Origin of the sequence: Acinetobacter sp. WC-323 (assembly GCF_000314615.1) — a bacterium.
Lineage (GTDB): Bacteria > Pseudomonadota > Gammaproteobacteria > Pseudomonadales > Moraxellaceae > Acinetobacter > Acinetobacter courvalinii.
The window spans coordinates 12862-27076 of the sequence record NZ_AMZS01000034.1 but is presented as its reverse complement, the minus strand read 5'-3'; the positions used below and the strand labels follow the sequence as shown (position 1 = coordinate 27076).

Here is a 14215-nt window from a genome sequence, read left to right as displayed (position 1 = left end):
TGGCTTTTCATGCTTTTTTTATTTGCAATTGGGCAGCGAGGTGTTAATCTTAAAATTGAAAAAAATCCGCATAGTTTTGCGTTGTTAAAAATAAATTCAAGAAAACGCCTTGAGGGATGTCATGCGTTATTTAATAGTGTCATTATGTTGTGCAGGGGTGCTCGCTGGCTGTCAAAGCCATAAAGCTGTTGAAGAAAAACCAACCGCACTGACTGCAACATTACCCCCTGTGGATACAGAAAAAGAACCGGGTTTATTTGATCAATATCATGTCGGCGGCTTTAGTGTGGGCGGCTGGGTCAATCAAAAATTAGGACAGTATTTCGCGCCGGTTAAACCGCAAAATGAACAAGCGGCGGTGGTCTACTTATACCGTCCAGATACGCGCTGGAACCGTCAGGAAATTGCAGCAGCCAATTTATTCATTAACGGACACCGTATTCCAAGTCTATTGCATAATCACTATTACTGGCTTGAGCTACCCGCAGGCACCTATCGCCTGAGTGTGAGTCGACCATTGGCTGGATTGCATTTCCAAAAGCCGAAATATCTGGACCTTACGGTTGATGCTGCTCAGACTTATTTCATCAAGTATGACGAAGAAAATAAAATTTCCCGTAGTGAACATACGGGACCATTTATGATCATGCCCGATAAAGTGGCACATCAGGAAATCGCCTTTACCCGGCTAAAATCATCCAGCTATAACTTTGTGGCACAGGATGCTTCAGGCAAGGTGCGTTCTAAGCCACAAGAGTTAAAACCAGCCAAGTATGACGCAAAGTCGGAAGTGCATCTGGTCAAACCATTTAAGCTGTGGAACCCGTTGACCTGGTAATCATGACAATGACAACAGCCGTTTATTCTTCCTGAATTAACGGTTTGATAATCGTCAGGAACTGCGCTTTAAGCTGTGAACTTTGTTGGGGATCACTCAAGGTCTTTTGACTGATATTATTCATGTATTGAAAAACATGAGTGGTGATTTGTAGGGTTTTCTGGTTAATTGACTGGCCTTCCGGTGTCTTTAAAAATTTTAAATAGGCTTGGACTTCTTCTTCACTAAGTGCATCGGCGTAGATTTTTTCAATCGCCTGAATGGTTTCAGGTCGGGCAAACATTTTTGCACTGGTTTCTTTGAGCAGTTGACTCAGTTCCAGCACCGCAAGATGCTCTTGGGTAGTGGTGAGTTTATCTTTGCCCAGCACTCGTAACAGGATATTTTCAGCTTCAAGATCCAGTGTGGGCTGCATTTCATCCAGTGAGGTATTTAGGGCATGTTCAAGGTCGCTGAGTTTGATCAGCTCTTTGATCGATTTGCTTTGTGCAGGAGATGCAAAGCTATGCTGGATATTGCCAAGTAAACTCAGACCAAGCAGCATGCTGAGTAAATATTTATTCATTTGCATTTCCTTATTCTTCTCATCTTTATAATCTAGCAGAAGCTTCAGGCAAAAAAATAGCCGAATACGATGATTCGGCTATGATTATTGTATGAGTATTATTTATGACGCAGCAGCATCAACCACTGGAATCTTGCCAATTTTAGCTTGCCAGATTTTTGGCGCGGTGGCATGAATCGAGGTACCATTTACATCAACCGCAACAGAGACAGGCATATCTTCAACTACGAACTTGTAGATTGCTTCCATACCTAAATCAGCAAAGGCCACCACTTCAGCTTCACGTACCGCTTTAGACACGAGATACGCAGCACCACCAACAGCCATCAAATAAGTTGCCTGATTGTCTTTGATTGCTTCAATTGCAGCAGGACCACGATCCGCTTTACCGATCATACCGAACAAGCCAGTTGCTTCTAGCACTTGACGGGTAAACTTGTCCATACGGGTAGCCGTTGTAGGGCCAGCAGGACCAACCACTTCATCACCGACTGGATCAACTGGACCCACGTAGTAAATGAATTTACCTTTGAGATCGACTGGAAGCTCTTCGCCATTGTTGAGCATGTCGACCATGCGCTTATGAGCAGCATCACGACCGGTATAAATCGTACCGTTCAACAATAATGTATCACCTGGTTTCCAGGCATTCATTTCTTCTTGCGTAATGGTATCAAGGTTGACGCGCTTCGATTGAGACGAATCCCAAGTCACAGCAGGGTAGTCTTCAAGTTTTGGTGCCTGAATATGTGCAACGCCTGAACCGTCTAACTGGAAATGTGCATGACGAGTTGCAGCGCAGTTCGGAATCATACCGACTGGCTTACCTGCTGCGTGGCATGGGTAATCCTTGATTTTAATATCAAGTACTGTGGTTAAACCACCAAGACCTTGTGCACCAATACCCAATGCATTTACTTTCTCGAAGATCTCGATACGGAGTTCTTCCATCTTGTTTTGTGGACCACGACGAAGTAATTCGTCCATGTTGATTTCTTCCATAAGTGCTTCTTTCGCAAGCATCATGGCTTTTTCGGCAGTACCACCGATACCGATACCGAGCATACCTGGTGGACACCAGCCTGCACCCATGGTTGGAACAGTTTTAAGTACCCAGTCCACGATTGAATCAGACGGATTCAACATCGCGAGTTTAGATTTGTTTTCTGAACCGCCACCTTTTGCAGCCACGGTAATATCGACTTTATTCCCCGGTACGAGTTTATAGTGAATGACGGCAGGGGTATTGTCTTTGGTATTCTTACGACCAAAAGCCGGATCTGCTAAAACTGAAGCACGTAGTACGTTTGAGTTCTCTAGGTAACCTTGGCGTACGCCTTCGTTGACTGCATCATCCAGACTCATGGTTAAATCAAATTTAACGTCCAGGCCAACTTCAAGGAAAACGTTAACAATCCCTGTATCCTGACAGATTGGTCGGTGACCTTCAGCGCACATACGTGAGTTGATGAGGATCTGTGCAATAGCATCTTTTGCAGCTTTGTTTTCTTCACGATCATAGGCACGGCTCATCGCTTGGATAAAGTCTTGCGGGTGATAGTAAGAAATAAACTGCAGGGCATCCTTGATTGATGTAATCAAGTCATCTTGTTTGATGATCGTTGTCATATCAAATTTCTCTTGAGCGGGCGATTAGCTGGCGGGCTAAATTATATGACAAAAAGGAATGATTGTGGGAGTTTTAGCTTAGATTTGGCGAAAGGTCTAACAATGAAAACCGAACGTAAGAATATATCAGGAGAAATTTCTGTTTTAGTTTTTTCGGATTTGCGAAGGCGAATAACCAAACTGCTTTTTAAAACGATTGCTAAAATGACTGCTGGAGCTAAAGCCATATTGGGTGGCAATTTCAGTCAAATTCAGACTGCTGCTGTGTAATGCCTGATGTGCCAGTTCAAGACGACGTTGCATCACATACTGATGCGGAGGCATCTGCATTGACTGTTTAAACATATGGGCAAAATGATACTCGCTGAGTTGTGCTTGCTGAGCCAGATCCGATAAGATCAGACTTAAATGGAGATGTTGATCAATCCACTCTAGCAGCTGTTTGAGGATATAAGGTGAGAGTCCCCCTTTAACTTCAGGCGCTTGCCATTGGGCATGACTGTAATTTTTGATCAGATGATTCAGTAATAGCGTGGTTGCGGTACTCATCTGCAAATGGTTTTCACGTTCTTGCCAGGCACCATTGAGTAAAAAATGCCGATAGAGCATGGAAATTTGCGGGTCCGCTACAAAAATCTGCGGATTAAGGGTGATCTGGCTGGGTTCGCGATCCCAGACTTGTTCAGCCACGCGTTGTAAGTGCTGTTCGGTATAGTACAAATGTACAAATGTCAGTGGATCACGTAGATCCCAGGTCGATTCAAAATCCTGTGGCATCAGGCACATCCGATCAGGTCCACCCCCATTGTGCCAACCTTGCGCTGTCTTTTGATAGCTTTCATATCCCCCTTGAACATACATGCTTAAGGTATGGTGATTACTACAGACACTGACACGATCCTGATTGTTTTGCCACATGGCCAACTGCATCCCCGAACCCAGTTCTACCGAGTTGAGCAATTGCGCTTTATATTGCTGTAATTGATCTAGAATCTGATATTTCATCTTCTATACGCAGTGCCAAATATGATCCAGTTAAGTGTAGAACGTTCAGCCAGTTTTGTCATCTGGTCAAAAAAATCCGAGAAAAACGCAAATCCATGATAAGCACCGCAAGATTGTGCAAGAACTCGGGCCATCAAATCTCGCAAAATAATCGTCCTGGTGATTAAGTTGGGTTTAAAAGAGATGAATGCGCTGTTATATGCTTTGGTTGTGGTGATTTGGGGAACCACATGGATTGCCATTACCTTGCAACAACAAAGTGGAATTTCAGCCAATGTTGCGGTGTTCTGGCGTTTCTTTATCTCAGCACTGGTGTTATTTGGTTTTATTGCGATCAGCCGGAAATTGCAAAAGCTGGCAGCTAAAGATCACTTATTCTGTATGTTGCAGGCCTGCTGTATTTTCGGCTTTAACTTTGTCTGTTTCTACTATGCGGTGCAATATATCAGCAGTGGTTTAGAAGCGGTCATTTTCTCGATGGCGGTGATTTTCAATACCCTTAATGCCCGATTATTTTTCTCTCAGCAGGTTTCTTCACGCTTTTATCCTGCCGCCTTACTTGGTGTGCTGGGAATTATTGCCTTGTTCTGGCATGACGTGGTAGGCACCACTCTAAATCGCAATACCTTGATCGGTATCGGGCTATGTATCCTAGGCACCTATGGTTTCTCTTTGGGGAATATGATTAGTACCCGGCATCAGAAATATGGACTGGATATTTTTACTACCAATGCCTATGCCATGTTGTATGGTTCATTATTGATGGCTTTGATCTCATGGTTTAAACAGGACAATTTTTTCCCGAGCATGTCCTTCAGTGCAGTCAGTGCCTTGCTGTATTTAGCAATCTTTGGCTCGGTGATCGGCTTCACTGCCTATTTCTTTCTGGTGGGGCGTATTGGTGCAGACAAGGCGGCGTATAGTACTTTGCTGTTTCCTTTGGTGGCTTTGGTCATCTCGACGGTATGGGAAGGTTATCACTGGCAAATGAATGCTGTCATCGGGGTGATTTTGATTCTATGCGGTAATGCAATTTTCTTTGTGAAGGGGCCGCAGTTCAAAAGAATTGGGGTTTCAAAACGTGCGTAATTAAAACATCTACAATAAAAAAAGCCATCTACTCTTTATGGGTGTAGATGGCTTTTTTATGACTCTATAATCAATTTAATCTTGCTGTTTGGCCTGAATCGCGGTCAAGGCAATAGTAAACACAATATCATCCACCAATGCCCCACGGGACAAGTCATTCACGGGTTTGTTCAGACCTTGTAACATCGGACCGACACTGACCACATTCGCTGCACGTTGCACCGCTTTATAGGTGGTATTGCCTGTATTCAGGTCCGGGAAGATAAACACATTGGCACGGCCCGCCACTTGAGAATCAGGCGCTTTCTGGCGACCGACGCTTTCAACTGAAGCGGCATCGTATTGCAATGGTCCATCGATCAATAAATCCGGGCGACGCTGTTGTGCAATTTTGGTGGCTTCAGCCACTTTTTCGACATCAGCCCCTGTGCCCGAAGTTCCTGTCGAATAGCTGATCATGGCTATACGCGGATCAAGACCGAAAGCTTTAGCAGAATCTGCTGACTGAATGGCAATTTCAGCCAGCTGTTCGGCATCTGGATCCGGGTTAATGGCACAGTCACCATACACATAGACTTCATCTGGCAACAGCATAAAGAAGATCGAGGACACCAGTGAATAGTTTGGTGCTGTCTTGATCAACTGAAATGCAGGACGCACGGTATTGGCGGTGGTATGAATCGCGCCAGAAACCAGACCATCAACTTGATCCAGCGCCAGCATCATGGTGCCAAGCACTACGGTATCTTGTAACTGTGCTTTGGCTTGTAAGGCATCCAGCTTGCCTTTACGCAGTTCCACCATCGGTTCAATATATTGGTCGCGGATGCGATCCGGATCAATAATTTCCAAGTCCTCGGGCAGTTGAATACCTCGTGCTTTTGCCACTTCTGCCACTGACTCCGGTTTTGCCAATAACACACATTGCGCAATACCACGAGTCTGGCAAATTACTGCGGCCTGTACGGTACGAGGTTCATCACCCTCAGGTAATACAATCCGTTTCTTGGCCGAAATCGATTTCTGTACCAGTTCATAACGGAAAGCAGACGGTGACAGGCGAGGGTGTAAATTGTTCTGGGTATGTTGATCAAGCCAGTGATTATCAATATGGCTGGACACAAAACGCGTCACTTGTTCGGCACGTTCGGTATCATCAATTGGAATTTCATTGCCAAAACGATGTAACAGTTGCGCCGTTTCCAAAGTGTCTAAAGGCGTGTGCAAAATAGGCAGGCCTTGTTTAATCGCACTTTGGCAAAACTCAAGCACATTGCTTGCTGGGGCTGCTTGCTCAGTTAAAACCAGACCCGCGAGCGGTGTCCCATTACTACTGGCAAGACTCGCTGCCAAGAGCGCATCGGTGCGTTGTGAGGCGCTAATAATTAGTTCACCCGCAACAAACTTATGTAACTCAGATTCGATATTGGATGCAATTAAACTGGTATGCAGAATGCGACGTTGTTTGGCTTCACCTTGATGCAACCAGGTTCCTTTAATCACGGGGGCAATATCCAGACTACGCGGTACACTGAGAATATTACTGAAGGGCACCAGTCCAATAATCGGCAGGTCATTGCTGCCCATATAACGATTATAACGTTGCAGTTCCAGGGCAAAGGCTTCGATATGCTGGTCCAGTCGCAAGTTTGGATCCAGCGTCACTGGAATTTCTGCGGTGCCTTCTGGAAGTCCTTTGGTGCGCATAAACAGCACGCCAGTGGTCCGCGCCGATGCGGCGCCGCCAAACTGGCGTAAATGGGCATCGACTTTTTCCGCTGTTTTACGAGGATCGGCCAGATCGGCAGTACTGACCAGAACCACTTGGGCATCGAGTGCTTGCGCGAGTGCTGCATTGATTTCGCCGGCAAAATGATCTTGCCCATTCGGCACTAGCCCTTCAACAATAATCACATCATGATTGGCGGTAATCTGGCGATGCAGTGCTACGGCTTCTTCCAGCAATTCATCGGTTTCGCCCAAGGCAATCAGCTGGGTCAGTTTTTCATAGCTAATCGGTTCAACCGAAGGGTGTTGAAATAAATGATGGTAGAGCGTGGTGGTGCGATCTACAGGCGCATCGGCAATCTGTGAAAATGGCTTGAGGAAACCCGCATTGATCCCTTTACAGTCCAGCGCATAAATCATGCCGAGACAGGCAGAGGTTAAACCAACACCTTCCCCGGTAGGGATGAGTAAAATCGTATTCATACTGACTTTGTCACTCTTTTATATTTCTGAATAAATTAAGCGTTTGGCTCAATCACTTGACGGGTTTCTTTGGCAATACGGCCTTCTTCATCGGTTGGAATGACCCAGATTTGTGGGCCCGCGCCATTATCAATACGGCCTTCGCTACCGCGTGCCAAAGCATCATTTTTCTCTTTGCTAAACTGCAAACCAAAGTGAGATAAATAGCCCAAGGTTTTTTCACGGACATAGGCTGAGTTTTCGCCAATACCGCCTGTGAAGACTAAACCATCCAGACGTGGCAGACCACAACTTAAAGCAGATAAGGATTTGGCCAGACGATAGCAGAACACTTCAATCGCGAGCGTTGCATCTTCATGTCCATTTTCAGAGGCTTCTACCAAGGTGCGCATGTCATTGGATAAGCCCGACAAGCCGAGTAAACCGCTTTCTTTATTGAGCATGCTGTCAATTTTCTGGATATCCCAGCCCAGATTGCTGGCCAGGAACAGATGCAGACTTGGATCGACATCACCGCTACGGGTACCCATGACCACGCCTTCAAGCGGGGTCATGCCCATAGAGGTATCGACACTATGTCCATTCCATACGGCACAGGCTGAGCTACCGTTACCTAAGTGGGCACTGAGCCAGCCACCCTGATTCTTGTTGCCCGCCAGTTCGCTGGCACGTTCAGTGACATAGGCATGGCTGGTGCCGTGGAAGCCATAACGGCGCACTTGATGTTCGGTATATAAATATTTTGGCAGTGCATAACGATAAGCGTGTTCAGGCATGGTTTGATGGAACGCGGTATCAAAGACAGCCACCTGTGGCAGTTGCGGGAATAAGCGCATGGTGGCTTCAATCCCGATGAGGTGTGCCGGATTGTGTAAAGGGGCAAGCGGTGTCGCGGCTTCAATACGTTCAACTAGTTCAGGTGTAAGCAGTTCTGCTTTGGTGATATTGCCGCCGTGCACCACACGGTGTCCAATCGCTTGCGGATTATAGTTGGCTAAACGTGCCAACAATGTTTCCAATGCTTTGGCGTGATCTGCATAAGGAATTGAAAGTTCTAACGGTTCGCCACCCAGGGTGACGCCTTTAATACGGGCATCTGCTGCGCCCAGATTTTCTGCCAAACCATAAATACGATCTTCACGGCGTTCCGAGATCAGTGCGTATTTGATTGATGATGAACCACAGTTAATTACTAATACAGATATAGCCACGTTTGAACACCTAACAGATTTTAAATTTTATGATGAACACTCTGATCTTGCTGCAATGCATGAGCAGTGGAATCAAGCGCAATGTTTTAACATGGGATGTCATCTTGGCGAAGATAGACTTTAGCCTATACAACCCGTTTATAAATCAACCTCATCAGTATAGGCGGGAAATCATATCTTCTTTTAATTGGTCTGTAGGTTTTATCATTATTTTTGTATGCAAGTATATAAAAACACGATAAAGATCAATTAAGTGGCCTTTATCGTGTTGCTGTGTTGCAATAGGTGTTTCTATTATTGGCGGATTTGACCGTCGCCAAACACAATCCATTTTTGAGAAGTTAAACCTTCTAGGCCAACTGGGCCGCGGGCATGGATTTTATCGGTTGAAATCCCGATTTCTGCACCTAAGCCATATTCAAAACCATCGGCAAAGCGTGTAGACGCATTGATCATGACTGAGCTTGAATCAACACGTGCCAAGAACTCACGGGCTAGACTAAAGTTTTCGGTGATAATGGCATCGGTATGGTGTGAACCATACTTATTGATATGCTCAATCGCTTCATCCATACCCGTGACTACTTTGACTGCAAGAATCGGTCCGAGATATTCGGTATACCAGTCTTCCTCTGTCGCTGTTTTTACAGATACACCTAGGATACGTTGGGTTTCTGCACAGCCGCGTAGTTCAACCTGCTTTTCAGCATACAGCTCGGCAATTAGAGGGAGGAATTCTTCTGCAATCGCTTCATCAACCAGTAAGGTTTCCATGGCATTACACACGCCATAGCGATGGGTTTTGGCATTCAGGGCAATCGGTAAGGCTTTTTGCAGGTCGGCTTGGGCTTCAACAAATACATGACAGTTGCCATCTAAATGTTTAATCACAGGAATACGGGCTTCATTGCTGATACGTTCAATCAGGCTTTTACCACCACGCGGTACGATCACATCGACAAACTCGGTCATGGTAATCAGATGGCCAACCGCGGCACGATCTGGGGTGTCAATCACCTGTACCGCATGCTCAGGCAAGCCTGAAACCTGTAAGCCATGCTGGATCGCAGTTGCAATGGCCTTGTTAGACTCGAGCGCTTCCGAACCGCCACGTAAAATAATCGCGTTGCCAGATTTTAACGCCAGGGATGCCGCTTCAAGCGTTACATTCGGTCTTGATTCGTAAATCATTCCGATCACGCCTAAAGGCACACGCATTTTACCCAACTGGATACCCGATGGACGGTAAGCCAGGTCAGTAATTTCCCCAATCGGGTCCACCAGACTAATGACATCTTTTAAACCTTGCAGCATGCCTTTAAAGCGTGCCGGAGTAAGCTCTAGACGATCCAGCAGGGCGCTGTCCAGTTGACGCTGGCGACCATTGTCCATATCAATTTGATTGGCCGCTAAAATCTGGGCCTGATTATTTTCCAAAGCGGTATAGATCGCAGACAAGGCATGATTTTTCAAATGCGTTGAGGCACTGGTTAACATACGAGATGCCTGACGTGCCTGGGCACCGACCTGTTGCATATAATTTTGAATAGAGTCTTGCATAGCAGTTTGATATTTGCATGTATTTATAAAGATAGTAACAGTCAAATGCTGAACAATGAATAGGCGAAACTGACAATTCAACAAATTATAAAACGTTAATTGGCGCAAAATTTTTTATTTTAGTGCGATGAAGATATTGAATCTAAAGCCAAGACTACATATTTTGCAAAAGATTATTCATTTAAACAAGATGAGTGGTTAAGGAAATGATTGCGTATAAAACGTGCATACGTATAGAATGAAAAAGTATAGGATAAATGTAATACAAATTTTATAAATTTGTTAACTTGCAAGAGCAAATCGCTGAAAATGAGATGCTTGCAACAGAAAAATAAACAAGGATGGAGGAAGGACATGAATTCCATTATCCAAATGGACTCGGATATAAATCATACCTACACAGGCTTTGGTTTTTTCGACATTTACAATAAAAACAGTTTTAAGCAGCCAGCACGTACCACGTGGATTGATGGCTGGAAAATTGAATATATGGCTATTGCAGATCCTAAAACGATCTATAACACGCCAATTGTAATTGTCGGGGGCGCATTTCAAAATTTTAACTCTTATAAGTATTGTGTTGAGCAACTCTTTGAGAGTGGTCCTGTGATTTTAATCGATTTACCTTCAATGGGCGCGAACCAGCAGATTCGTAATGTTGATACTGGTGAATCTGCTGGAATTCTGGAACTGCCTGATTTATCAAAAATGCTCGGTCAATGGCTGGATATTGTTGGAATTGATAAGGTTTCGATGATGGGAATGTCATTGGGGTCGGTGGTCGCTTCTTCATTTGCCGATCAACGTCCAGAACTGATTGACCGCATGGTGTTGATGGGAGTGATGCAAAAGACCCGTAAAAGCTGGCGTATGCTGCTGGAAGAGTCTTTGCATTTAATGCGTGAAGATCGTATGGAAGAGTTTGGTCAGGCGGTGATTCTCTATCTTGTCAATCATGCCAAATTGGACAAGACGCGCATGTCACCAACGGCCAAGCGTCTGTTCTTCAAACAGATGGCAGAGTTTAGTGCCACAGAGCGCGAGCGTTATGAAATTAACTGCAACCGTTTATTGCGTTTAAGCGATGTGCCGGTTCCACAATGTAAGACCTTGGTTGCAGCCGGACAATATGACAGCTTTACCTTGCCGCATGAAAATGCCGATTTTGCCTTGCAATGTCAGGATATGCAGTTTGCCTTGATTGCCAATGCAGATCATGTACCGCAATTGCAACGCCGTAAAGAAACCATGAATCTGTTTACCACCTTTTTAAAAGGGGAGTCCATCGACAATCTGGATGGTATCATTCCGATGAACCGTGAACAGATGCAGCAGATGGAACGCCGTGGTGAAGAACGGATCGCAGTATTACAACCTGAAAGTAAACTGACCCATCGTCATTTGAATACTGAAGCAGCGGTGAGCATTGTGGATATCACCTTCTTTGGCGTGTACTTAAAACTTCACCAGCTAGAGCAGCTTGACTATATCCGTCAGCATCCACGTGACTTAGCCCTGCATTTAACAGATGAAGAAGGCGAGTTTAAAATTGAATGTTTAATCTTTGATGCAACTGAGCAAGGACTGCGCATCTTGTTTAAACATGGTAGTTTTGATATTGCAGAGCGTTTGACCCGTTTTATTCAACGCCAGAAGCCAACTGAATAACACGTATTGTGGCATTAAAAAAGTGGCAATTTGCCACTTTCTTTTTGGCTGATGTTATTGATTGCTCGCCTGAATCATCCAGACCAGGTCTCCTAAATGTTGCTCTTTGTTTTCTAACGCGGTGTGCTCAAAAAATTGCTTGGGTTGTAGGACCTCAACCTGATGAAAACCGGCTTCCTGAAAAAAGTGTTCGACTTCAGCAGGGGTTTTAAAATGAAAACTAAAGGCACTGCGAGACATCCATTTCAGCAAGCGGCTGCTGTTCCAGATAATCGTCGCCAGTTTATTTTGGGTTGGTTCCGGATAGATATCGGTTAAATAGTGCAATGTTTTAAAGTCTTGACCATAGTGGGCAATCGCTTGAATGAGTTGTTGTAACAATGGTTTTTCAAAGTAGTTGATCAACCCTTCACTAATGACCACCAATGGGCGTTTGGGATCAAAGATTTCAAATGCTGAGGCAAATGCTTCCGTAAACAGGTCTAGCGATAATACAGCATCGCTATGACTTTCAATTTGCTGCAATGCCGCCTGTTTGGTGACCGCCATATCCGGTAAGTCCAGTTCACGATATGTGATTTCTGGATAATGTTGTCTAAACCACCAGCCACGTGGTGATAGGCCACAGGCAATTTCTAGCACTTGTAGATCAGGATGTTGTTCAATCAATTTTTTTAAATGGCTATCCAGCATGCTGTGACGTTGTTTGAGTGTAGTACGCATGCTGCCACCGACATATTTTTCCGCCCAGCTTTCGATGGGATGGACTAAGGCGGCGAGTGTTTTGCCTTTTTTTGTTGCCAGCGCCGGATGTGAGATCCCCATTTGATACCAGATATAGCCTGTGTAGTGTGCAGTAAATGAAATATGGCGATGTTTTGAAAGTTGTTGTGTCATTTGTCCTAGACTCTATTTTTTCCTAATTTAGATATAAAATTCATCTCTTTAAAATACAGAGTGCTTTGACTACATCTTGATTTAGGCTTGTTATTTACTATTGTGGGGCGGCATGGATGCCGCCGTTGGGCTGGGGTTACAAGGATGTACCCTCAGCCTAACAAAGGATTTTTGCTTACTTTTCATCCCTGAAAAGTAAGTCGAGCCGAAGGCCAAATCCTTTAATCAGATGAGCACTCGGCAAGATTCCATCGTGTGAATAGAACAATTAAAAATCTAATCAAAGTTAGAACGAATTCTTAAATTCTTCAATGACTTTTCTGACGTTATGCCAGTTTTCATCGTCTAAGGTTAAGGTAGTACCGATTTGGATATTTGGAATCTTACCGCGCATACGTTCTAGGCGTTGCTGGTTTGGTAAAGCCAATGTTTGAATGCCCTCCAATGCGCTACACGCGGCAGCACGGTCATTACACACCAGTCCCATATCACAGCCTGCATTTAACGCGGCTTGAATACGTGCATCTGCACCACCAGCGACACAGGCAGCTTGCATACTCAAGTCATCTGAGAAAAGTACGCCGTCAAATTTAAGTTGTTGACGTAAGATTTGTTGTAACCAGAATGGTGAGAAACCTGCCGGATTTGGATCAACCTGATCATATATCACATGCGCAGGCATCAAGGCATCCAGTTGTGGCATCAGCTTGATAAAGCTTTGCATATCTTTGTCATAGATTTCCTGATAAGAGCGGCTGTCGATTGCTGCGGCAACGTGCGAGTCAGCCTTCACTGAACCATGACCAGGGAAGTGTTTACCTGTTGTCGCCATGCCTGCTTTTTTCATACCGCGCATAAAGGCATCGGCAAGTGGAACGATGTCCTGCATATTTTTGGCAAAGCCGCGATCACCAATCACATCACTGACATCATTCAGGTCTAGAACGGGCGCAAAGCTGAAATCAATACCGACCGCCAATACTTCCGTTGCCATGAGCCAGCCGCATTGTTCAGCCAGCTCAACTGCCTGTTCAGGATGAGTGAGATAACGCTCACCTAAGCGCCCCATAGCGGGTAACAAGGTAAAGCCCTGTCTTAAACGCTGTACACGGCCACCTTCCTGATCGACAGCAATCAGAATTTCTGGACGGACCTGACGCATATGATCGGTTAAAGCACGGACCTGTTGAGGGGATTCAATGTTGCGCGCAAATAAAATCATGCCGCCGACTTGCGGAGCTTGTAATAGTTCAATATCTTCTTGGGTGAGTTCTGTGCCAGCAATATCTAGCATCAATGCGCCGATCATAAGGATTCCGTTTGAATTTTGATGAAAAAAACGATAGCTAAATTGTGCAATGATTTGCTACATTTTGTCAGTACAGAATATGATAAAACTACATGATATTGATGATAAGTGCTTATTGGTCATTTATTTATGACGACTAATCAGTACTGCAAGTTGGTAAAGTATCGAATGAAATGTGTTCATATTGACAGTATCAGCGTGTAATAATTGCCATATCCAAGGAAGTACCAAAA

The 14215-nt window shown here is 44.7% G+C and carries 11 protein-coding genes; 3 read left to right on the top strand and 8 right to left on the bottom strand.

From position 1 onward, the window contains the following. The first annotated feature begins 121 nt into the window (after positions 1-121). The gene (locus tag ACINWC323_RS12700) at positions 122-838 is read left to right on the top strand and encodes a DUF2846 domain-containing protein (RefSeq protein WP_009510599.1); all 717 of its coding nucleotides are present in this window, start codon (positions 122-124) and stop codon (positions 836-838) included. Between the two features lie 22 nt (positions 839-860). On the opposite strand, the gene ACINWC323_RS12705 is transcribed toward ACINWC323_RS12700, so the two are convergent. From ACINWC323_RS12705 to ACINWC323_RS12715, 3 genes are all read right to left on the bottom strand, one after another. Then, positions 861-1403: a DUF2059 domain-containing protein gene (locus ACINWC323_RS12705; RefSeq protein WP_009510616.1), complete on the bottom strand. Its 543-nt coding sequence runs from the start codon at positions 1401-1403 to the stop codon at positions 861-863. Positions 1404-1505: 102 nt separating this feature from the next. Beyond that, positions 1506-3032 (bottom strand): fumarate hydratase, encoded by a 1527-nt coding sequence (locus ACINWC323_RS12710; protein WP_005227321.1) that lies wholly within the window; start codon positions 3030-3032, stop codon positions 1506-1508. Positions 3033-3176: 144 nt separating this feature from the next. Then, the gene (locus tag ACINWC323_RS12715; RefSeq protein WP_009510636.1) at positions 3177-4037 is read right to left on the bottom strand and encodes a helix-turn-helix transcriptional regulator; all 861 of its coding nucleotides are present in this window, start codon (positions 4035-4037) and stop codon (positions 3177-3179) included. A 183-nt stretch (positions 4038-4220) separates the two neighbouring features. On the opposite strand from ACINWC323_RS12715, the gene ACINWC323_RS12720 reads away from it, so the two are divergent. Beyond that, positions 4221-5126: a DMT family transporter gene (locus tag ACINWC323_RS12720; RefSeq protein WP_032881300.1), complete on the top strand. Its 906-nt coding sequence runs from the start codon at positions 4221-4223 to the stop codon at positions 5124-5126. Between the two features lie 75 nt (positions 5127-5201). On the opposite strand, the gene pta is transcribed toward ACINWC323_RS12720, so the two are convergent. From pta to ACINWC323_RS12735, 3 genes are all read right to left on the bottom strand, one after another. Next, positions 5202-7337 carry a phosphate acetyltransferase gene (gene pta / locus ACINWC323_RS12725; protein WP_009510587.1) on the bottom strand — a complete coding sequence of 712 codons (2136 nt, stop codon included), beginning with the start codon at positions 7335-7337 and terminating at the stop codon, positions 5202-5204. A gap of 35 nt (positions 7338-7372) precedes the next feature. After that, positions 7373-8548 carry an acetate/propionate family kinase gene (locus ACINWC323_RS12730; RefSeq protein WP_009510610.1) on the bottom strand — a complete coding sequence of 392 codons (1176 nt, stop codon included), beginning with the start codon at positions 8546-8548 and terminating at the stop codon, positions 7373-7375. Between the two features lie 294 nt (positions 8549-8842). Further along, positions 8843-10108: a glutamate-5-semialdehyde dehydrogenase gene (locus tag ACINWC323_RS12735; protein WP_009510575.1), complete on the bottom strand. Its 1266-nt coding sequence runs from the start codon at positions 10106-10108 to the stop codon at positions 8843-8845. A 354-nt stretch (positions 10109-10462) separates the two neighbouring features. On the opposite strand from ACINWC323_RS12735, the gene ACINWC323_RS12740 reads away from it, so the two are divergent. After that, positions 10463-11776 (top strand): alpha/beta fold hydrolase, encoded by a 1314-nt coding sequence (locus ACINWC323_RS12740; protein ID WP_009510618.1) that lies wholly within the window; start codon positions 10463-10465, stop codon positions 11774-11776. A gap of 54 nt (positions 11777-11830) precedes the next feature. On the opposite strand, the gene ACINWC323_RS12745 is transcribed toward ACINWC323_RS12740, so the two are convergent. After that, entirely contained in the window at positions 11831-12673 is an 843-nt protein-coding gene (locus tag ACINWC323_RS12745) for a class I SAM-dependent methyltransferase (protein WP_009510612.1), read from the bottom strand. A gap of 286 nt (positions 12674-12959) precedes the next feature. After that, positions 12960-13982, bottom strand: a complete 1023-nt coding sequence (gene nagZ, locus ACINWC323_RS12750) for a beta-N-acetylhexosaminidase (RefSeq protein WP_009510633.1) — start codon at positions 13980-13982, stop codon at positions 12960-12962. Between the last annotated feature and the right edge of the window lie 233 nt (positions 13983-14215).